The sequence below is a fragment of the Salinibacter pepae genome, from assembly GCF_947077775.1.
GTDB classification, from domain to species: Bacteria; Bacteroidota; Rhodothermia; order Rhodothermales; family Salinibacteraceae; genus Salinibacter; species Salinibacter pepae.
Window position 1 is genome coordinate 454,209 of record NZ_CAMTTE010000001.1, and the last position, 21,366, is coordinate 475,574.

A 21,366-nucleotide genomic window follows, 5' to 3' on the forward strand; every position below is an offset into this window, starting at 1 on the left:
AGTGCGGAAAATATACTGGGCCGCCCCCAGACAAACCGCTACGGGTCTTCCTTCGACCGCGACTCTGCGAGGGGACTTGATCGTTCGTCGGGGGGCGAGGCGGGGCGGTCGGTGGCGGTTGCCGACTGGGTCGGGCGGTCGGGATGCGTCCATCGTCGCGCCCCCCACTGCCGTCCACAGGTCGGGCAGGCGCCGTCGCGGGTCACTTTGTGGCGCGGAAGCTGTTGAAGGGGCCGGAGTGGGTAGGTCTGGGCGTGGCCGTCCTCTCTGTGGTGGCGTTGGTTCGTGTCGATGGGCACGTCGAGCTGAGCCATGGTGGCCTCCCCGAGTGCCTCAATGAACAGCGGATGGGTGTTGAGGCCGGCCGTCACTTCGAAGTGGTCAACCCCGTGTGCCGACGCCGTCTCGCGCACGTCCACGTCGAGGTCGTAGCGGACGTTGACGTGGTCGGTCACGAAGGCAATGGGAACGACCAGCACTGCGCGGTGGCCCTGCTCGGCGAGGGCGGCAATTGTGTCCGGGGTCGAGGGCGTGACCCAGTGGTTCGGCCCAATTAGGCTTTGGAAGGCCGTGCGGAAGGGCCGGTCTCGCCCTCGGTGTTGCATCACCCGATCCACGGTCGAGTGCACGTGGCAGCAGTACGGGGGCTTGCGCGGCCCCTGCGCGTTGAACACCGAGCCGTGCGCACTGAAGACGAGTGCGACCTCCTCGCGCACATGTCGCGGGAACCGCTGCAGGGCCTCGTCGATCCGTTCCGAAACGGCCTGCACGTACTTCGGATGAGCGGCGTATTCGGGCACGACGGTCGTGGGCCAGGACGGACGCTCCCCCCTCGCCCCCAGCGCCTTCCAGTACGCAAGCGCCGAGCCCGTCGTGCCGGCGGCGTACTGTGGGTACGAGGGCACCAGCACAACCTTGTCCACCCCGTCGGCCGCCATGTCGGCCGCCACCTTTTCCGGGAACGGACGCCCGTACCGCATCGCCGAGTACACGCGAACCCCCACACCGGCCGGGTCTCCGTAGCGGGCGTGGAGGTGGTCCTGGAGCACCGTGGCCTGCTCCCGGGCCAGCCGCGGGACGGGCGAGCCCCCTCCGATGAGCTCGTAGTGCTCACGGAGCGTTCCGGCCCGAAGGTAGGCGACCGACCTGGCCAGCCATCGACGCATCCGCCCCCCCACCGGAACATCAAGGAGAAGCGGGTCCATCAGCAGGCGGTACAGAAACGGCTCGACCTCCCCCAGGGTCGACGGCCCGCCTAGGTTGAACAGCACGACGCCCACGCGGTCGCCCGCGTCAATCGGGAGGGGGGTTCGGGAGGCACAATCCTCGGGACGCGTCCACTGACCGGGCTCATGGGCACGAAGAATGTCGAGTGGAGTCATACGGGCCGAGCGTACACTCAAGGGCCGACGTTGGGGACATGATGACAGCGGTAAATTGAGCGCTGGGCCCTCCGTCCCGTTCCCGCGACGCGTTGAAATTCACCCTAAAACACCCTCTCAGCAGGGTCTTCACGTGGTACTATCCGGCGCCTCGGCCTCCGTCACCGAAAGCCAATCCCGAGCCGTGAAGTACCACTGCGCATCGGCCTCGGGCGTGCCCGGCTCTGGCGTATAGTCGTACGGCCACTGCACCTGCGGCGGCATGCTCATGAGAATGCTCTCCGTGCGGCCGTCGGACTCCAGCCCGAACTTGGTCCCTCGATCGTACACCAGGTTGAACTCCACGTACCGCCCCCGACGGATGCGTTGGTACGCCTTTTCCTGTTGCCCATAGGCCGTGTCCTTGCGTCGCTTCACGATGGGAAGATACGACTCCAGAAAGGCGCGGCCGGCCTCCCGCGTGAAGAAAAACAGCCCTTCCGGATCTTCGCGGAGGTAATCGTAAAAGATGCCGCCCACGCCCCGCGCCTCGTCTCGATGGTCCAGATAGAAGTAGTCGTCACACTTGGCCTTGAAGGCGGCGTAGTCGGCCCCCTCGTGGCGATCACACACCTCCTTCCACACCCCGTGAAAGTGTTTCGTATCGTCGAGGCGGGGGTAGTACGGCGTAAGGTCGGCCCCGCCGCCGAACCACTGGTCCAGCGGATTCATGAGGTCGTCGCCCAGCGCAAAATACCGGAAGTTGGCGTGGACGGTGGGGACGTACGGCGAGCGGGGGTGCATCACCAGGGAGAGGCCCGTGGCGTAGAAGGGGGCCTCCTCGACGTCAAACTCGCGCGCCATCCGCTCCGGCAGCGGGCCGTGGACCGCGGAGGTATTCACGCCCCCTTTCTCAAATACGTCGCCCCCCTCGATCACCGCCGTGATGCCGCCGCCGCCCTCGTCCCGGGACCAGCGATCCACCTCGAACGACGCCCCCGGGTCGAGGTCGTCGAAGGCCCGGGTCATTCGGAGCTGCAAGGCCTCCACGAACCGCTTCATGCGGTGTGCCATCGGAAGGTCGTCCCGCGGGTCCTCGCGGAGGGTCTCGAGACGGTCGAAATCATCGCCCATGATCGTAGACTGCAATTCGTTCGGAGAGATCGGAAGACGCGTGACGGACCGGGCCCCGGGACAGCCGACGCTTCTTGCCCCTCTTGCCCCTGGCTGTCAGGACGGCTGCTCGCGGTCGAGCATCCGGTGGAGCACCGTGTTCATGCCGTCGGTGAGCACCCCCGACCAGTGCGTCGGGGGCGGCGCCACGAAGGTCTCGCGGCGCGGGCGGGCAGGATGGTCGGCCCGCAGGAGAACATGGTGCAGTGCAACGGCACGGTCCGGCAGCGAATCCGACGCGCCGTACCGGTCGTCCCCCACCACCGGGTGGCCCCGGCTTGCGGCCTGAAGGCGGATCTGATGCGGGCGCCCGGTCTGAAGCGTCACCTGGAGGAGCGTACGGGCACGGCTCGATTCGAGCACCTGCCAGTCGAGGGCGGCCCGCTTGCCCTCGGGATGATCGGGATCGACGAGCCGGGGCTGCCGGTCGGGCTTCGCGATGTAGTCCGTCCACGCCCCGATGCCCTGAAGTGTGCCCTCCACGGCCACCACGTACCGCTTCTCGACCAGCCGCTCCCGAAACTGCCGGGACAGCTCTCGGGCGGCCTCCGGCGACCGTGCCAGAACCATCACCCCCGAGGCGGGCCGGTCGAGCCGGTGCACCAGCCCAAGAAACGGCGCCCCTTCCGTCTCGCCGGACAGCATCTCTTTGCCGCGCGAGACGACGTCCGGATCGCCGGTCTGGTCGGGCTGGGCAAGCAGTCCGGGCGGCTTGCTGACGACCAAAAGGTGCTCATCGCGGTGCAGAATGGTCACGAGACCAACCGGGGATTTGAACGTAGCGGCTCATGCGGGCGCCTCGTGGTTCTCAAGCATCCGCCGCAGGACCCGTCGCGAAGGCGCGGGGGACGGGCAGGTCGGCCATGGTGTGCAACCCGGGCGGGGCATCAGCGACCCGCGGGGCCATATTCACCAGCATGCCCACCGTGGCGGTGTCCCCAAAGATTCCCCCCTGGAACCGGAGGTCGATGGGCGGGTCCCCGTCCACCGTCACCGCGTCGTAGGACGCGTCCGCCCCGACGAACATCTTAAGGTCAAGAGTAAGCCGGGACTCGCCGTCGACCCGCCCCTCGGCGGTGTGGTGAATGCCCGCCACGGCCCCGGGCTCGACCCGCCGGTACCCCGTGTCCACCGGGGCGTCGGCCCGGACCGGCCGAAGTTCCTCCTCGACGCCCCCCAGCGACCACCCAAGCCCGTCCGCCATCATGTGTAAAGACTCCCGGAGGCCGATATGCCCAAAGCCTCCCCCGGCCTTCTTGTCCGCGAATGCCTGCGGGGAGAGCCCGGCCCCCACCTTGGCCTGGAGCGGGTCGCGGCGCTCCCCCGCGTCGACAACCCGTTCGACGTGTACGGCCCGCACGTCGGTGCAGCCCGCCGTCGCCATGAGGGGCACCACGTCCATGGCGTAGCCGGGGTTTACCCCCGTCCCCACGACAGTGACGCCCTCCTCTCGCGCCACCCGGTCGAGCCGCTCGGCCCGGTCGGGCGATCGGCGAAACGGAAACGAAAGCTCCTCGGTGGAGGACACGACGTGGGCCCCGGCCCGGGCGCACTGGACCAGCTGGTCCGTCACCCCCTCCAGGAACGAGGTGGTGGTGTGGAGCACGACGTCGGGCGCCCCGTCGGCCAGGGCTGATTCGGCCTCGTCGGATACGTGAACGCCGGTGGACGCGGCCTCACCGTCGATCAGATCAACAACGTCGCGCCCCGCCTTGGCCGGATCGATGTCCACCGCCCCGACGAGGGTCAGGGGCTCCTTTTCGAGCACCGTCCGGGCGGCCGCCTGCCCGATGGGGCCGAGGCCGTACTGGAGAACACGAAGGGAATCGGTCGGCACGAGACGAATGGCTGTTTGGAGAGGGGACTGTACAGGGGGCACGCTCGATGCCCCATGGAGCAGGGGCCCAGCGTGTTACGGCGCCGGCCAGAGCGCGTCGGCGGTGCCGTCGGCCGGCACAATCGGGGTGCCCGGCCGGTCCGGCGCGACGATGGACCGCACCTGCATGGGAATGCCTGCGTCAGCAAGCGGGCGTAGCGTTTTGGGGTGCATCCCGAGCCCGCCCGACGCACTGCGTGCGAGGGCCGCCTCCATCGACAGGTGGTCAACCCGCTCGGCCGCCTCGTTCGCGTCCGGATCGTCGGTGTAAATCCCATCGACGTCGGTGTACCGGGTAAGCCCCTGCGCCCCGAGCAGCGCTGCGACGAGGGCCGCCGAGTAGTCGCTCCCCTCAAATCCGAGGGTCGTGGGCCTGCCGTCCTCCGTGGCCCCGATGAACCCGGCCACCACCGGCACGGCCGCCGGGTCCAGCGACCGGTACCAGGCGCGCACCCGTTCGGACGTGGCGTCGTGCTGTACCTGGGCCGCCCCGAAGGTATCATCCGTCACGACCAGGTCGGTCGCGTCGCACCGCGGGGCGTGGAGGCCCGCGTCACGGAGCGCAAGGGTAACCATCGGCACCGAGAGCTGCTCCCCCACGGCGAGCACCGCGTCCCGGGCCGCGGGGACATCTGCGTCCTGCTCGACCCGATCGAACGCACGTCGGAGGGCGTCCAGCCGCTCGTCGAGGATCGCTTCGTAGGTGCGCTTCCGGCCTGCACACAACACCGCCTCCGCCTGCTCGGCGTGACGGGTCCGGAGCGTGTCGGTCAGGGCCTCCACTGCCGTCGCGCCGTCGGCCCGGGTCGACACCGCCTCAAGTGCACTCGCCAGCTGTCGCGACACCCCCGAGAGCGCCGACACGACGGCGACGACACGCCCCTCGGCGGCCGCCTCCCGGATCAGTTGCACGACCGTCCGGAATCGGTCCGGCCGGCCCACCGACGTTCCCCCAAACTTGAACACCACGAGGGGCGATTCCGGGACGTCTGGCGGCGGGGGTGACGAATCGGGCACAGATTCACAACGGGCTCCAGGCAACAAGACACCGCGCCCTGCAACCACCGATTTTCGGGCAGTGTTCCTGTGTTCTCGGCCGCACCCTGCCCCCCACCCCGCCGCCCCGTTCATTTCTCTTCCGGCCGGCAGTCCGTATGATGAGAAGCGATTCGTGCCTGCCCCACGACGCCACGTGCCCATGCTCAACTACATCTGGAGTGGGCTCATTATTGGGAGCCTGCTCTTCGCCCTGACCGTCGACACCCAGGAGCTGGTCGAGAACCGGTTCCGGAACGAGACCGCCCTTCCGGTCGCGCTCCACTTCCCCGACGGCTACGCGCCGGACGCGCGTCGTCAGCCGGTCGAGATTCGGATCGACTCGGCCACGTACCGGGACGTGTACGGCGTGAATGCGGCGCCGGACCCGGTCTATGCCGGCACGCTCGTGCAGACCCAGGAGGGCCGAAAGGTGGAGTTCGACCCGGACGCCGATCTTCCCGAGCCGCTCGCCACCATTCAGTCGTTCCACGCGACGGACGACAATCCAGCCCTCCGCGGCGCCCTCCAGGGGACGTCCCGGACGACCGCCGGGGTGGGCCGGACCGAGACCGCCCTTCAGTTCGAGCCGGTTCGCTTTCGCAAACTAAACGACATCGCGCAGGCGGCCCTCAACTTTGCGGAGACGGCCGCCTCGCTCGCCCTCAGCCTCATCGGCGTCCTCGGGCTCATGCTGGGCCTCGTAAAGATCGGTGAGGAGGCGGGGCTCATCGAATCCCTCACCGGCATTGTCCAGCCCATCCTGAGCCCCCTCTTTCCCAACGTGCCGGACGATCACCCGGCCCTCGCCAACATCAGCCTCAACCTACTGGCGAACGTGTTCGGGCTGGGCAACGCGGCGACCCCGCTGGGGATTAAGGCCATGGAGGACCTGCAGGAGCTGAACCCGTCGGACGAGAAGGCGAGCGACGACATGGTGATGCTGCTGGCGCTCAACACCTCGAGCGTACAACTCGTCCCGCCCTCGCTCCTGGTGGCCATCATGGGCCTGCAGATCAACCAACTCTTCTTCTCCATCACACTGGCGACCCTCTGCTCGACCGTCGCCGGCATTCTCGGCACCCTGGCCCTTCACCGGCTTCCGTACTTTCGGGCGACGGCCCCGCACCGCACCGCCGACGCCGAAGACCCGGACGAGTAATTCTCGACTCGCCCTTCTGCCCCTATACACGCCCCCCCCTCTGCCGCCATGCTTGAAACCATCCGCTCTGCCGTTGGCGTGCTGTCGGCCTTCGTGCTGCCGGCCCTGCTCGTCGGCTTTCCCCTCTACGGCCTCCTCAAAGGCGTCCGGGTCTACGAGGTGTTTGTCGAGGGCGCCAAGGAGGGCTTCGACGTCGCCGTGACCATCATTCCGTACCTGATCGCCATCCTCTTCGCCATCGGGATGTTTCGGGCCTCGGGCGCCATGGACTACCTGGTGAACGTGCTCGACCCCGTGCTGGGCGTCATCGGCGTGCCCGCCGAGGTCCTGCCGATGGGCATCGTGCGGCCCCTCACGGGCTCCGGCTCCGCGGGCCTCGTGGCCGACATGATCAACCAGTACGGCGAGGACTCCCTCGTGGTGAAGATGGCCGCGACCATGTTCGGCTCCACCGAGACCACCTTCTACGTCATCGCGGTCTACTTCGGCGCCGTCAACATCCGTGATACGCGCCACGCCGTCCCCGCCGGCCTCTTTGCCGATTTCGTCGGCTTCCTCGCGTCGGTGTACATGGTGCAGTTGCTATTCGGATAGCGCAGGAATCCGGTCTGCGTCCCGCCCCAGGACGAATGGGGGGAGTGTCAGAGGGGCCGTTCGGCCAGCGCGTTCACGATGGCATCCTGGGCGGCCCGCACGTCCTCGGCGTCGGCCAGGTGGTGATTGCAGAAGATCACGAAGGCGAGCGGCGTGCCGCGGGGGGTGCGTACGTATCCACTGAGCGCACTGGCCCCGGTCAACGTGCCGGTTTTGGCGCGCACCTCGTTCCGGGCCGCGGCGCCTCGGGGGAACCGGTATTCAAGGGTGCCCTCTCGCCCCCCCGTCGGCAGCGAGTCGTAGAACGCCGCGCGGCGGTCGGACGGCGCCTCGCTCCACATGTGCACGAGGAGCCGGGTCATGGCACGGGGCCGCACGTAGTTCTTGCGCGAGAGGCCCGAGCCGTCCACGACCCGCACCCGACTGGTGTCGATGCCCACCTCCGACAGCTCCGTGCGCACGGCCAGGGCACCAAGTGCCGCCGATCCCGCCGTGAGGTCGTCGGCGGTGGTGTCCGGCGGCCCCACCACTGCGAGCGTGCGGAGGAGCTGCTCGGCGTACAGGTTCTGGCTCTCGTGGTTCATCGTCTGCACGACCTCCCGCAGCGGGGGCGACCGGTACGTTCCAACCCGCCGCACCGAGTCGGCCTCGTAGCGCGGCGTGAGGGGCGAATCGTCCACGTCCCGCCCCTGCCCCCCTACCGAAATGCCTTCCCGGAGCAGCACGGACCGCAGCGTGTGGGTGAAGTATTTCGTCGGCTCCGTGATCGTGAGGGTCTCCTCCTGAAGTTCGTTCGGGTGGATTCGCGAGCGGACCGTGAAGGTGTTCTCCGAAAAGGGACGGTCGTAGTCCTCGTCGGACGTCGAGTCCCGCGGCACCGTTCGGCTCTGATTGCGGACCCGAACGTAATCGGTCTCGAAGGGCGACCAGGCAACGCGGCCGGGCGCCCCCACCTGGCGGCCCCGCACCTCCAGGTCAATCGTGTTGCCGTTGAAGACGAGCCCGTTGATCTCCGCGGCGTACGCGTAGGGCACGTCGTTCCAGCTCCACCCGTCCCCGAGCGGCACGTCGCTGAACGGATTGTCGTCCCCCAAAATGTCGCCTTCGATGCGCGTGATGCCGGCCGCCCGCAGCGAGTCCGCCCAGTCCCGAAAGACCGCCGTGGGGTCGTCCCGCTGCGCGTAGCCGCCCAGCGTCGGGTCCCCACTCCCCCGCACGATCAGGTTCCCGCGCAGGACGCCGTTCCGCACCGACCCGTCCACGTACAGCCCCGTCTCGTACCGGTACGAGGGGCCCAGCCGGCGGAGGGCGGCGGCCGCGGTCAAGAGCTTGGTGTTGGATGCGGGCGTGAACAGGTGCTCCGGATTGTGCTGAAACAGGCGCTCGCCCGTCTCCAGGTTGGTCACCTCAATGCCCCAGAGTGCGCCCGTGTACGGGGCGGCCTCGATCGTGTCGGTGACGACGGACCGGATGTACGCCCGGGTCGACTGCGGCTCGGTGGCCGGTTGGGCGACGGCCGCTTTCGCCGCCCCCACGACGAGCATCAAAAGCCCAAAAAGGAGCCCCGCACTTCTTCCGAACGGCAAACCGGATCGCGACATGGACGTGGTGTTGATGGGTCAGAGGAGATGGACGGGAGGCCGTCAGCCGTCCGGCTCGGCGCCGGACGTGCGCGTTACCGGGAGGCGATCGGCGTTGCGGATAAGCTGCGTGTAGAACTGGACGACCGTCCGGTAGTCGTCGACCGCAATGCGCTCATTGGCCCCGTGGATGCGGCTCCGGTCGTCCGGCCCGAGCTGGTACGGCACGAATCGGTACACGGCGTCACTGTCGTCGGCGTAGTAGCCGCTGTCCGTGCGCCCGGGCAGGAGGTAGGGGGCCACGACGACCGAATCCGCCGTGACCTGCCCGATGGTTCGCTGCATCATCCGGAACGCCGGCGTGTCGATCGCCGACACCGACGGGGGGGAGGTCGACCGGATCGGCTCCACCTGGACGGACAGCCCGTCCAGGACGCGCCGGACGTGGGCCACGACCTCGCCAACCGACTGGCTCGGCAGAATCCGGAAGTTGACCACGGCCCGGGCCTCCGTCGGAATGACGTTGTCCTTCACCCCGGCGTCAAGGCGCGTCGGCACGGTCGTCGTCCGGATTGCGGCCCGGGTCGCCGGGCGGCGGTTCAGTACGGCTCGCAGGATTGGGGTGGTGAGCCACCGATTTGCCAGCATCGTCCGCATCGGAAGCGTCACCTCCGGCGCGAGGTAGTCGAACATGGTGCCCGCCACGCCCGTGAGGCGGGACGGCAGCGGGTTGGCCCGCAACCGGGTCAGCGCCTCGTTGAGCCCCTCGATGCTGGTCCGAGACGGCGGCACGGACGAGTGTCCCCCCGGCCCGTCGGCCGTAAGCGCCACGCTCAAAAACCCTTTGCCCGCCACCCCTACGACCGCAAGGGGGTCCGTCAGGCCGGGGAGCGCGCCCCGCGCAATGGCCCCTCCTTCATCCACCACCAGTGCCGGGGAGGCGTTTCCGGCCGTAATTCGCTCGGACAGGGCGCGCCCGCCCCGCGCCCCGCCCACCTCTTCGTCGTGCCCCAGCGCCACGTGCACCGTCCGCCGCGGCGTTACGCCCCGATTCAGCAGGGCCTCGATGGCCTCCAGGATGCCGAGGGCGCTCGCCTTGTCGTCCAGGGCCCCGCGCCCCCACACGTATCCGTCGGCGATCCGCCCCCCGAACGGCGGGTGCGTCCAGGCCGAGGCGTCTTCGATCGGCACCACGTCGACGTGCGCCATGAGCACAATCGGCGCGAGGGATGGGTCGCTTCCCCTCCAGGTGTAGAGGCGACTCAGCCCGTTGACGTGCATCGTGTCGAGGGCGGTGTGGACGGTCGGGAAGGCCTGGGCCACATGCCGATAGAAGTCGCGGAACGCCGCCGAGTCGAGCTTCGCAGGATCCCGCTGGGTGATGGTTCGGATCTTGAGGGCCTCGGCAAGCCGCCGGGGGGCATCGGCGGCGACCGCCGGGTCCACCGGCTCCGTCTCTGTCTGGCGCGACTCGACTTGGCTGGTCCGGACCGCGACGACGGCGAGCACAGCCCCGAGCGCCAGTCCGGTGCCGATCAGGAGATACGGTCCGGGGAGCCAGTCGGGGAGCATGCGGGGCATGTCGGAACGACGGAGTCACAGTGCCGGCGTTCGCCACGACCCGCCTGGGCACAAGTTCCGAACGAGGCGATCCTCCTGTGCTCGGATCTCTGCACTGCGGGTGTCTCTCCTCCGCATCCCGTTGCGCCGTCGGACACGCGGCCGTACACGGCCAAGCCCCGTTCCCATCGTGTTCGGTCTGTTTGGAGAGTCGCCTTTCCTCCCCCCCGACGCTAGTTCAGACACAGCGACCCATACCGGGTCACGTGGACGGGCATGAACGGGGCGGGAGGCGGCGCGGGCCCGTCGGCTTCGGCGTCGGCCTCCGGGGCGGGATCGGGGGGCAGCGCCTCCCCACTCGGCTCAAAGAACGCCAGCGCCTCCGCAATCTCGTTCCCCTCTTCGCCAAACAGGGTGGCCCGGACGTGGTAGCGGGGCGGCTCCGCAAGCACCACCTCTGCGTTGGCCTGGACCGATCCCTGATAATCGGGCTGGCTGACACTCATGTTGAAGCGCTCCAACGAAAGTCGCCCCTCTTTCTCGACTGAGCCCGCTGCCAGGGACGCGACGTCAGCCAAGAGTTGCTGGTGGGGGACATGGGGGACCACGGCGCGGTCCGTCTCTCCGTCAATCGCACCCACCACCTCGGCGTATCCGTAGGAGATGTCCACGGGGCCGGTGGCCTGCTCCGAAGAGGCGGCCGAGTAGAGATGCTTCAGACGCTGGTAGTGCTGCTGGGCAACCATACCGGACTGTAGGTTGTGAGAGCAAACGGGGCGAAAATGTTCAAACATCTTCGGCGGCCGAGCAACGACCCGACGCACGCAGTGGTATTGCCTTCCAAAAGCAATGCCAGGCAGAGAACCCTGCCCGAATGGCAGGAGCCCGGCAAAGGACCTGTGAACCGACTCACGTTTCTTCGCCCACAGGCGCGTTCCTGAAAGCCTGTCACCTTTTCTCCCCCCTCCTCCTTCCCTCGATATGCCTCTGACCCTAGAACAGCAACGTGCAGTAGCCAGTCACCTCAAGTCCCGGGCCCAGCCGCCACAGTGCCCCATCTGCGGCGCCGCCAACATGACGGTGCAGGAAGAGGTGACCCTCCTCTCGACAGATGGGGACAGTTCTTCGACGGTCCCCCGCATCAATGTGGTGTGTGAGTACTGCGGGTACGTGCTACACTTTTCCCCCTCCGCGGTCGGCCTGTCTCTTCAGTAGATCGGACCAGGGGGGCAGGCGCGTAACGGTGCGGTGCAGTCTCCACCAAAGGCGGTAGCGACGCCCGCTAAACGCTCGTCCTCGTACTCACAGCCTGTCGCCCTTCCGTGAAGTGGCTCAAGTCGATTCTCGTCGGCGTCCTCGGAAGCCTCGTGATGTTTCTGCTCATGATGCTCGGCATTCACGGAACGGGCATCGCCCCCTTCAACCTTCCCCCGTCCGCTGCCTTCTTGGAGCAACTCGGGCTGAATACAGGCCCCCTCCCGCTTCTCGTTCACCTCGGCTACGGGGCCACCTGGTCCCTGGTGCTGGTGGGCCTGTACGGATCTGACGCAAACGTTCGACGAGGCATTTATCTCGCCACGGGCCTCTGGGCCTTCATGATGCTCATCTATTCCCCGCTCATCGGGTGGGGCGTCTTCGGAATTGGGGGCTCGGGCCACACGCTCGCCGCGAGCGATCCCCTCCATCTCGGCTCGGCGGCCAAGTACATCGTCGCGACGCTCCTGCTTCACCTCGTTTACGGCTCCATTATCGGCGGCCTCAATCCGGCCTGGATCCAGTCCGAGAAGTCGTCGACACGGTCCACGGCGTAGACACGGCCGAGCGGGGCCTGCCCTAGCTTGCCGAGTCTCCGTCCTGGAGCTCCAGGTGAAGCGCAAGGGCCATCACGGTGCTCGTCACCCCGAGAAACGCAGGAATGACCCCAAGAACGAGGTACCAGTCGCCGGTCAGGCCCCGATCAGGCCCCACCCAGAGGGAAATGATTGCCCACGCGTAGAAGAAGACCGCACTGGCGTAGGTGATCGGAAAGAGGGTTTCCTTCGTGTCGTTGGTCATGACGGTTGCAGCGGTGGCTACGCAGATTGCGCGACCGTCGCAAGACGGTCTACCTTCTCAACATAGGCGTCCGGATCGGCCTTCCGATCCAGGCCGCCCTGGCTCATGTACCGCACCTTTCCGTACACGGGCCGTTCCTTCCACCCGCGGTCGTGGAGCCCAAACACCCACGCCACGTTCGCGAAGGAATTGGGATCGCGTCCGTCGAGGAAGTACCGGTTGTTGAGCCGAAGCGTGCGGTCGTAGGCCGTCTTCGGATCGGGGGACCATTCCAAAATCTTCTTGCCCCAGTACATGCGCATGTAGTTGTGCATGTAGCCGGTCTCCCGCATTTCTTTCATTGCCGCGTTCCAGTACGGGTCGTGGGTGGTCCCGTCCTCCAGCTCGTCCAGGCTGTAGACGTACTCACGCTCGTCGTCGGCGTGTTCGGCCAGGCTTTCACGGGCCCACTCCGGCAGGCACGTGTACGAGTCGTAGGTGTCGGGCCGGAAGTGGACGTGGTTCATCGTCAGCTCGCGCCGAACCACGAGCTCTTCGATGTAGGAGTCGATGTCCGACTCCGGGCCCTCGGCCCGGCGCACCTGCTGGGCCAGCCACACGGGCGAGATTTGCCCGTAGTGGAGGTACTTGCTCATGTGCGAGACCGCGTGGGAGTGGATTTGGTTGCGGTTCTCGTCGTACCCGTCCAGATGCTCCGCGAGAAAATCGTCCAGGATGGCCTCGGCCTCGGAAACGCCGCCCGGATACAGGTCGGAAACCGCCCCCACGCGCCGGTCGAGATCCATCTGGTTCGTGACGGCCTCGATGTCGTCGAGCGAGCGTCCTGAATCGATGTCCAGGTCGAGGGAGGGGGTCTCCACGGGCACCGGTTCCGGCAGCTTCAGACACCGCTCTAGGTGCTCGTGGATCTTCGGCCGGATGGTCCGGGCGGCGTACTCCGCCTTGTCGGTGACCGTCTCGACGGGCACCACCACATCGCCTTCCACCTGCTCCACCCGACAGGGGGCCTCCTCCGCCACGCGGGCCCGCCACTGCTTTTGGTGACGGAGATACCCGCGGTCGGTGACCAGGACCGCGGCCGCCCCGGCGTACTCGAGGGCCACGTCGTCCGGTGCCCCTTCACGCACGACCAGCTTGAGCCCGCGGTCGGCGAGGCGTTGTTTGGTTTCCTGGAGGCCCTCCAGAAGGAAGGTGTGGTGCCGAAGGGTGGCCTCCGGAAAATCGTCCGTGACGCCGCACACAACCAGCAGCGGCAGGCCCGTCTCGCTGGCATGGTGGAGGGCCCGTTCCAGGGCTGGGTTGTGCTGGGCCCGCTGCGACTGCTCCATCCAGTACAGGACGTACCGGGCGCCCTCCTGAACGCCCGTGTCGTTTAGCGGCTGGATGCGGTCAGGAAGAAGGCTCATGTACGGGAGGGGTAGTGATCAACTTGTGCACGGGCATGCAACGGGACGGGCGACGGCCGTTTCCCGGACGCGCGCCCCGCCCCCCGAACGTGACCCGATTGTTTCGTCCCTACCTCGCCGTTTCCTCGCGGACGCCGCCCTGCACGTCGGTCGTCGCGACGCTCACGCCGTTGGTGGGGAAGTTGAGCTGGTTTTCCGTGGCCGCCACGACGGACGCGACCATGGTATCGCCCGTGACGTTGTTGGTGGTTCGAAGCATGTCGAGCGGACGGTCGACGCCGAGAATGAGGGCGAGGCCGGCACTCGGCACCCCGATCGACTCCAGAATCACGACGAGCATCACGATGCCCGCACTCGGCACCGCCGCGGTTCCGATGGAGGCCAGCACCGCGATCAGGACGATGTTGAGCTGCTGGGTGAACGCCAGGCTGATGCCGAGCACCTGTGCGATGAAGACCGCCGAGACGGCCTGGTAGAGGGCCGTCCCGTCCATGTTGACCGTGGCCCCCAGGGGCAGCACGAACGAGGAGACCTGCTCCGAAACGCCGAGGTTCTTCTCCGACACCTCCATTGTCACCGGCAGCGTGCCCCCGCTCGACGACGTGGAGAAGGCGACCAGCTGTGCCGGGGCGATGGCCCGGAAGTAGTCCGGGATTGAGATGGACGTAAAGAGCCGCATAAAGATGGGGTAGACCACAAACACCATGATCGCGAGCCCGATCACCACCGTCAGGCAGTAAAACCCGAGGGCACCGAGGAGGCTGGCAAGGTCCGCGGGACTCTCGGCGGCAATCGAGGTAATCGCATCGGCCAGCAGCCCAAACACCCCCACCGGCGCCGTGAGCATGATGATCTCCACCGCCTTGATGATCGCCTCGAATAAGCTGTCGAAAACCGCCAGCAACGGCTCCGACTTCTCACCGGGAAGCAGGAGGAGCACGACCCCGAGGAACAGGGCCACGAAGACGACCTGGAGCATATTTCCGTTGTCCGAGGCCGACTCGAAGAAGTTCGACGGCACGATGTCGACCAGCGGTTGCAGGGGGCCACGCCCTTCCGCCTGTTCGGCCACCTCCATGTTCTGCTCAATGTCGCCCTGATACGTCTGCTCCAGTTGTGTGCGCATCTCCTGCGGCACGGTTCGGCCCGGCTGAAGGGTATTAACCAGGACGAGCCCAATCACGAGCGCGACGGTGGTGGTCAAGATGTAAATCCCCAGCGTCTTTCCCCCAATCCGCGACAGCTGTTCGAGGTCGCCAAGCGACGCCACCCCCACAATCAACGACGCCAAGATAAGCGGCACCGCAATGAGTTGGAGGAGGTTTAGGAAAATCGTCCCGAACGGCGCGACCCAGTCGCTGGTGAATTGGCCCCATCCGGCGGACGCGGCGACGACCCCGTAGACGAGGCCAAGCACGAGCCCGATGATAATTTGCCAGTGAAGCTTCTTGTACCAGGGCATAAGCACACTCTACTTGACGCGGAGGAGACAGAAAGGGCGCTCTGCGTTTCTTGACACGCCTAAACTAAAGGCACATCGTCCTCCTCCACAACCCCGCCGGCTCGGGAGGAGCGCAGGTGCCTGCCTTCAAAACGGCCCCCCTCCCGGCCGCAACGCGGCTATCCCACCAGCAGGACGCCTGCGAGCGCGATTCCGCCCCCTACGGTCGTGCCCACAAAATTGACGGCATTGTTTCCCATTGGCGCCCATCCCCGCACGGGCACGGCCCCTTGGGCCGGAGGCGTTTCCCTCCACTCCCCCGCATCGGCCCGGTACTGCGCCTGGAGGAAGGCCCCCACGAGGCTGTCGGTGGCCATGCCCAGCAGCCCCGCCCCCACGAGCAGGACAACGTCCCCCCGCACGTCCCCCGTCACAGGGCCGTTCGTGAGCACCGCCGCCCCCGCCACGCTCGCCGCGCCGAGCATCGCCGCGACTGTTCCCATGGCCGACACCGCCCCGGAGGTGCCGGCGGCGACTCGCTGCCCGGTGCGCAGCGACCACGGGGCCGTGGAGAAACGCGTGCCCACTTCCGTCGCCCACGTATCCGCCGCGGCCGCGGCCAGGGCCCCGACGAAGACGGGGTAGCCGCCCGCGAGCATCGCCCCCCCAGACGGCACGACCGCCGATCCGGCCAGCGCCGCCCACGCCACCCCTCCGTTCGCCAGAACCTGGGCCTCCGTCCGCCGGGGGGCGCCGGCCGCAGCTGCCTCGTGGCGGTCGTCCTGCACGTAGGTCAGTGCGCTCGACAACCCGAAGAACACCACCCCCGGAACGGCCCAGGCCGTTCCGCCGAGCCCCACCAGCGACGCGGCAAACAGTCCCCCAACGGCGGCGCCTCGCAGGTCCAGCGCATCCGCCCCGTGGGCGAGCCCCCCGAACAGGATGCCCACGAGGAGCGCCCCGCCGAGAGCGCCGATGCGGAGGGTCCCCTCCTGCACCGGCACCCACACGAGAACCAGCGCGACCGGCACGAAAAGGTTGTCCCAGCCCCGTCCACTGACCGCCTCCACGGGCGTCGCGATCAGGGCCGCTCCGGTCGCCGCTCCAACCACCGTCCCCAGGCCCCACGAGGTGCCGCCTCCGAGCACGAGCACCGACAGCCCGAAGGCGACGCCCGCAAACGTGAGGCTGCCCGGCACAGTGGCGTCCAGGGGAACAGCCTCCGACCTCGTCGACCGTTCGCCCACCCACGACGCCGCCGGGTCCGCCAGGGCGAGCACGAGGTACGCCCCCTGGAACGCGAACAGACGGTCCGGAGCGATGGACCACGTCATGCCCAGCGCCGCGATCACGGACATCGGCAGCGCAACCGTGCCCCAGCTCTCCGGCCGGGCCGCATGAATGCCGGGCCACCAGTGCCGAGCCCGGGCGGTCGCGTTCGCCACCGTGAAGGCCCCCGCCAGCAGATAGACCGGCAGTGGCCGCCCGAACAGAACAGGGGTGGCGGCCACGAACAGACCGACGCCCGTGTGGACGAGGCGGCGTGTGGTCGAGGCGCGGAGGCCCCAGGCACGGAGGCTCTCCCCGAGCCCGACAAGCCCCCCGAGCCCGACCAATGCCCCCAGAACCATCAGGCTCTCCGTTCCAGAAAGGGGAAGACCAGGCATTCGAACAGAGGGTTCGCTGTTGAACAACGACACCGCCCCAAAACAAAACCGCCCCGGCACGCTTGGGGACGCGACCGGGGCGGAAAGACGCTATGCAAAGTAGTGGAGGCTAGTTTTCGGAGCCGGACGCCTCGATTTGCTCGACGTCCTCCTCGCTCGGCGCACCGTCGCCGGCAGCCCCGTCGCCGCCCGGGCTTTCGCCGTCGCCGCCGATGGCCGCCTGCAGCTCTTCGAGCTCGGACTTCGAGCCCACGACCAGGTCGCGGTACTCGCGCTGGCCCGTGCCCGCAGGGATGGAGTGGCCCGCGACGACGTTCTCCTTGAGCCCCTCCAAGGGGTCCGTCCGGGACCGAATGGCGGAGTTCGTGAGCACCTTCGTCGTCTCCTGGAACGAAGCCGCAGAGATCATCGAGTCGGTGGCGAGGGACGCCTTCGTGATGCCGAGGAGTAGCGGCTCCCCAACCGCGGGTCGAGCCTCGCGGACCTCAATCTCCGGCTTGTCCTCGCGCTTCAGCTCCGAGTTGAGCTCACGCAGGCGCCGGCGGCCGATGACTTCGCCAATCTCGACGTTCGCGTCGCTCGGGTCCTTGACGACGAATTTGTCGTACAGGTCGTCGTTGATGCTCGCCATCTTCTGGCGATCCACCTGATCCTCCTCGAGGAAGTTGGTGTCGCCCGGCTCGGTAATCTTCACCCGCTTCATCATCTGCCGGATCACGACCTCGAAGTGCTTGTCGTCGATGTCGACGCCCTGCAGGCGGTACACCTCCTGCACCTCGTTGAGAAGGTGCTCCTGCACCGCCCGTGGCCCCTTAATGGACAGGATGTCGTGCGGGGCAATCTGTCCGTCACAGAGCCGGTCCCCCGCCTCCACGTAGTCGCCTTCGTGGACCAGCATGTGCTTCGAGAGGGAGACCATGTAGCTCTTCTCCATGTCCCCGTCGCGGCTGGTCACGATGACCTCCTGGGAGCCACGCTTCTGATCGCCGAAGCTGACGATGCCGTCAATCTCACTGACGACGGCCGGCTCGTCCGGCGTGCGGGCCTCGAAGAGCTCCTCCACGCGCGGCAGACCACCGGTAATGTCGCTGGTCTGAGCGGCCTGGCGCGGCATCTTCGCGAGGGTCTGGCCGGCCTGTACCTCATCCCCTTCGTCGACCTGGATGCGCGCGTCGACGGGCATGTTGTACTCCCGCTGCTCTCCATCGTCGGTCTCGACGATGACGGCGGGCGTGAGGGTCCGCTCGCGGCTTTCGACGATGACCTTCTCTTTGTGCCCGGTCTGCTCGTCGGTCTCCTCGCGGTAGGTGGTGTCCTCGATAATGTCCTCGAACCGCACCGTGCCGTTGGCCTCCGTGAGGATCAGGCTGTTGTAGGGGTCCCAGCTCGCCAGCACGTCTCCGTCCTCGACGTCTTCGCCCTCGTCGACCAGCAACTCGGCGCCGTACGGCACGACGTAACTGGTCAGCTCGCGGCGGTCGCCGTCCGTGTCCATAATTCGGACCTCGCCCTGCCGGGAGAGCACGACCTCCTTCGGCCCGTCGGTGTCCTCGTACGTGACCGTACGGAGGTTCTCGAACTCAAGCGTGCCGGCAAACTTCGCCTGAATGGTCGACTCGCCGACCTCGCGCGTGGCGGTGCCGCCGGTGTGGAAGGTCCGGAGCGTAAGCTGCGTGCCCGGCTCCCCAATCGACTGGGCGGCGACCACGCCAACCGACTCGCCCACCTCGACCATGCGGCCGGTGGCGAGGTTTTGGCCGTAGCAGAGCGTGCACACGCCGCGCTCGGCCTCACAGGTAAGCACCGACCGGATCTCGATCTCCTCGATGGAGGTCTGCGCGATGTCGTCGGCAATCTCGTCGGTGATGAGCTCGTTCGCCTCCACGATGAGCTCGTCGGTGTGGGGATCGTACACGTCGCGGACCGACACCCGCCCCGTGATGCGGTCGGAAAGCGGCGCGACGACCTCCTCGTTGTCCTTCAGCGCGCCAACGTTGATGCCGCGCAGGGTGCCACAGTCGTGCTCGGTCACCGTCACGCTCTGGGACACGTCGACGAGGCGGCGCGTGAGGTAGCCGGCGTCGGCGGTCTTGAGCGCCGTGTCGGCCAGCCCCTTCCGCGACCCGTGGGTGCTGATGAAGTACTCCTGCACCGTCAGGCCCTCCTTGAAGTTGGAGAGGATCGGGTTCTCGAGAATCTCACCGCCCCCGCCGCCTTCGCCGATGTTCTTCTGCGGCTTCGCCATCAGGCCCCGCATGCCGCCGAGCTGGCGAATCTGCTCCTGCGAGCCGCGAGCCCCGGAGTCGGCCATCGTAAAGATGGGGTTGAAGCCCTCCTTGTGCTCCTTCAGGGCGTCGAAGAGCACCTCGGAGACCTTGTTGTTCGTCTTCGTCCAGACGTCGATGACCTGGTTGTAGCGCTCGTTGTCGGTGATGAAGCCCATCGAGTAGTTCTGTTCGGCCTCCTCCACCGTCTCGTTGGCCTCTTCGATGAGCTCCTCCTTCTCGTCCGGAATGATGATGTCGGAGAGGGAGAACGTCATGCCCGAGGTCGTGGAGCGGCGGAAGCCCATGTCCTTGATCGCGTCCAGGAAGTCCGCCGTCTCCTCGAAGCCGGTCTGCTTCAGGACGCGGGCAATGACCGGCCGCACGTTCTTCGTGCTCAGAACCTCGTTGACGTAGTCGAGCGTGTCGGGCAGCGTTTCGTTGAAGATGACGCGGCCCACGGTCGTGTCGATCATCTCTCCGGACCCGTCGGGGTCGCGGAGCTGGATCTTGGCGTGGAGGGCCACCTGATCCTGGTCGAAGGCCTGCCGCACCTCCTGAACATTGGCGAAGCGCATGCCCTCGCCCTTCTGGTTGGACTTCGCCTTGGTGATGTAGTAGAGGCCCAGAATCATGTCCTGGCTCGGCACGGCGAGCGGGCCGCCGTCGGCCGGGCTGCGGACGTTGTGGCTCGACAGCATGAGCACCATGCTCTCGAGGCAGGCCTCGTGCGAGAGGGGCACGTGGACGGCCATCTGGTCCCCGTCGAAGTCGGCGTTGTACGCCGGGCAGACGAGCGGGTGAATCTCGATGGCCTTGTTCTCGGTGAGGACGGGCTGAAAGGCCTGAATGCCGAGCCGGTGGAGCGTGGGGGCACGGTTGAGCAAGACCGGCCTGCCCTGAATCACCTTTTCCAGGATGTCCCACACGTCCTCGGTCTTCTTGTCGACGTATTTCTTCGCGCTCTTGACCGTCTTGACGATGCCGCGCTCGATAAGGCGGCGGATGATAAACGGCTTGAAGAGCTCGACGGCCATCTCCTTCGGCAGCCCACACTGGTGCAGCTCCAGGTGCGGCCCGGAGACAATGACCGAGCGGCCCGAGTAGTCGACGCGCTTGCCGAGGAGGTTCTGGCGGAAGCGCCCCTGCTTGCCCTTCAGCATGTCCGAGAGGCTCTTGAGGGGCCGGTTCGAGGAGCCGCGCACCGAGTTGGACTTGCGGCTGTTGTCGAAGAGGGAGTCGACCGCCTCCTGCAGCATCCGCTTCTCGTTCCGCAGGATGACCTCCGGCGCCTTGATGTCGATGAGGCGCTTGAGCCGGTTGTTGCGGATGATGACCCGGCGGTACAGGTCGTTCAGGTCACTGGTCGCAAACCGTCCGCCGTCGAGGGGGACGAGCGGGCGCAGCTCCGGCGGAATGACCGGAATCACGCGCATCACCATCCACTCTGGCTTGTTGGTGCCGTCCTCGTTGGCCTCGCGGAAGGCCTCCACCACGTCAAGCCGCTTCAGCGCCTTCGACTTGCGCTGCTGGCTCGTCTCGGTTCGCACCTGGTAGCGGAGCTCCTGGGCGAGCTTGTCGAGCTCGAGCCGTTCGAGCATCGTCTCGACCGCTTCGCCACCAATCTTGGCGATGAACTTCTCCTCGTTGTCGTCCTGGAGGCGGTTGTTGTCGTCCCGGATCTGGTAGAGGATCTCGTAGTACTCCTCCTCCGTCAGGAGCTGGTTCTCCTCCACCCCAAGCCGCTCGGCCGTGCCCGGCTGGATGACGATGTAGTTCTCGTAGTAGATGACCTTCTCCAGGTCCTTGGACTTGAGCCCAAGCAGGTGCCCAATCTTGTTGGGCAGCGTCTTGAAGTACCAGATGTGGACCACCGGCACGCTCAGGGAGATGTGGCCCATGCGCTCTCGGCGGACCGCCTTCCGGGTGACCTCCACGCCGCACCGGTCACAGATAATCCCCTTGTACCGGATGCGCTTGTACTTTCCGCAGTGGCACTCGTAGTCCTTAACCGGGCCGAAGATCTTCTCGCAGAAGAGCCCGCCCATCTCGGGCTTGAACGACCGGTAGTTGATCGTTTCGGGCTTCATTACCTCGCCGTAGGACCGTTCCAGGATGTCCTCCGGGGAGGCCAGGCTGATGGTGATGCTGTCGAAGTCAGTTTCGATCTCCTTGGAATTACCGTACGGCAT

General features: G+C 67.0%; 17 protein-coding genes. 4 read left to right on the plus strand and 13 right to left on the minus strand.

The features are described from left to right. Positions 1 to 38: 38 nt before the first annotated feature. The 5 genes from hemH to OJA40_RS02040 form a co-directional block, all read right to left on the minus strand. Complete coding sequence (gene hemH, locus OJA40_RS02020; RefSeq protein ID WP_208425181.1) at positions 39 to 1,382, minus strand: ferrochelatase; 1,344 nt, start codon at positions 1,380 to 1,382, stop codon at positions 39 to 41. A 129-nt stretch (positions 1,383 to 1,511) separates the two neighbouring features. Continuing rightward, complete coding sequence (gene hemF / locus OJA40_RS02025) at positions 1,512 to 2,495, minus strand: oxygen-dependent coproporphyrinogen oxidase (protein WP_263808171.1); 984 nt, start codon at positions 2,493 to 2,495, stop codon at positions 1,512 to 1,514. 96 nt (positions 2,496 to 2,591) lie between these two features. Continuing rightward, on the minus strand, positions 2,592 to 3,290 hold the full coding sequence (locus tag OJA40_RS02030; protein WP_208425182.1) for an RluA family pseudouridine synthase: 699 nt from the start codon (positions 3,288 to 3,290) through the stop codon (positions 2,592 to 2,594). Between the two features lie 52 nt (positions 3,291 to 3,342). Next, positions 3,343 to 4,371, minus strand: coding sequence for an NAD(P)H-dependent amine dehydrogenase family protein (locus tag OJA40_RS02035; RefSeq protein WP_263809858.1), 1,029 nt, complete (start codon positions 4,369 to 4,371; stop codon positions 3,343 to 3,345). Between the two features lie 75 nt (positions 4,372 to 4,446). Then, complete coding sequence (locus tag OJA40_RS02040; RefSeq protein WP_263791533.1) at positions 4,447 to 5,427, minus strand: aspartate kinase; 981 nt, start codon at positions 5,425 to 5,427, stop codon at positions 4,447 to 4,449. Positions 5,428 to 5,608: 181 nt separating this feature from the next. Between OJA40_RS02040 and OJA40_RS02045 the strand changes: the two genes are divergently transcribed. Continuing rightward, positions 5,609 to 6,607: a nucleoside recognition domain-containing protein gene (locus OJA40_RS02045; RefSeq protein WP_263809859.1), complete on the plus strand. Its 999-nt coding sequence runs from the start codon at positions 5,609 to 5,611 to the stop codon at positions 6,605 to 6,607. Between the two features lie 48 nt (positions 6,608 to 6,655). Further along, complete coding sequence (locus tag OJA40_RS02050; RefSeq protein ID WP_208425184.1) at positions 6,656 to 7,201, plus strand: spore maturation protein; 546 nt, start codon at positions 6,656 to 6,658, stop codon at positions 7,199 to 7,201. A 47-nt stretch (positions 7,202 to 7,248) separates the two neighbouring features. Here OJA40_RS02050 and dacB read toward each other — a convergent pair whose 3' ends face one another. From dacB to OJA40_RS02065, 3 genes are all read right to left on the minus strand, one after another. Then, a complete protein-coding gene (gene dacB / locus OJA40_RS02055) occupies positions 7,249 to 8,802 on the minus strand; it encodes a D-alanyl-D-alanine carboxypeptidase/D-alanyl-D-alanine endopeptidase (protein WP_263809860.1) in 1,554 nt (517 codons plus the stop codon). A 42-nt stretch (positions 8,803 to 8,844) separates the two neighbouring features. After that, positions 8,845 to 10,362 (minus strand): M20 family peptidase, encoded by a 1,518-nt coding sequence (locus tag OJA40_RS02060; RefSeq protein WP_263809861.1) that lies wholly within the window; start codon positions 10,360 to 10,362, stop codon positions 8,845 to 8,847. Between the two features lie 212 nt (positions 10,363 to 10,574). Further along, positions 10,575 to 11,087, minus strand: coding sequence for a hypothetical protein (locus OJA40_RS02065; protein ID WP_263809862.1), 513 nt, complete (start codon positions 11,085 to 11,087; stop codon positions 10,575 to 10,577). 235 nt (positions 11,088 to 11,322) lie between these two features. On the opposite strand from OJA40_RS02065, the gene OJA40_RS02070 reads away from it, so the two are divergent. Together OJA40_RS02070 and OJA40_RS02075 are read left to right on the plus strand one after the other, a co-directional pair. Next, entirely contained in the window at positions 11,323 to 11,556 is a 234-nt protein-coding gene (locus OJA40_RS02070; protein WP_208427521.1) for a hypothetical protein, read from the plus strand. 107 nt (positions 11,557 to 11,663) lie between these two features. Continuing rightward, positions 11,664 to 12,152 carry a hypothetical protein gene (locus OJA40_RS02075; RefSeq protein ID WP_208427520.1) on the plus strand — a complete coding sequence of 163 codons (489 nt, stop codon included), beginning with the start codon at positions 11,664 to 11,666 and terminating at the stop codon, positions 12,150 to 12,152. Positions 12,153 to 12,174: 22 nt separating this feature from the next. Here the strand turns inward: OJA40_RS02075 and OJA40_RS02080 are convergent, their stop codons facing one another. The 5 genes from OJA40_RS02080 to rpoC all read right to left on the minus strand — a co-directional run bounded on the left by OJA40_RS02080 (position 12,175) and on the right by rpoC (position 21,366). Further along, on the minus strand, positions 12,175 to 12,396 hold the full coding sequence (locus OJA40_RS02080) for a hypothetical protein (protein WP_011404497.1): 222 nt from the start codon (positions 12,394 to 12,396) through the stop codon (positions 12,175 to 12,177). A gap of 17 nt (positions 12,397 to 12,413) precedes the next feature. Continuing rightward, complete coding sequence (locus OJA40_RS02085) at positions 12,414 to 13,802, minus strand: deoxyribodipyrimidine photo-lyase (RefSeq protein WP_208427519.1); 1,389 nt, start codon at positions 13,800 to 13,802, stop codon at positions 12,414 to 12,416. Positions 13,803 to 13,911: 109 nt separating this feature from the next. Further along, the gene (locus tag OJA40_RS02090) at positions 13,912 to 15,264 is read right to left on the minus strand and encodes a dicarboxylate/amino acid:cation symporter (protein WP_208427518.1); all 1,353 of its coding nucleotides are present in this window, start codon (positions 15,262 to 15,264) and stop codon (positions 13,912 to 13,914) included. Between the two features lie 158 nt (positions 15,265 to 15,422). Beyond that, positions 15,423 to 16,910 (minus strand): DUF92 domain-containing protein, encoded by a 1,488-nt coding sequence (locus tag OJA40_RS02095; protein ID WP_263809863.1) that lies wholly within the window; start codon positions 16,908 to 16,910, stop codon positions 15,423 to 15,425. Positions 16,911 to 17,019: 109 nt separating this feature from the next. Next, positions 17,020 to 21,366, minus strand: a complete 4,347-nt coding sequence (gene rpoC, locus OJA40_RS02100; protein WP_208426654.1) for a DNA-directed RNA polymerase subunit beta' — start codon at positions 21,364 to 21,366, stop codon at positions 17,020 to 17,022.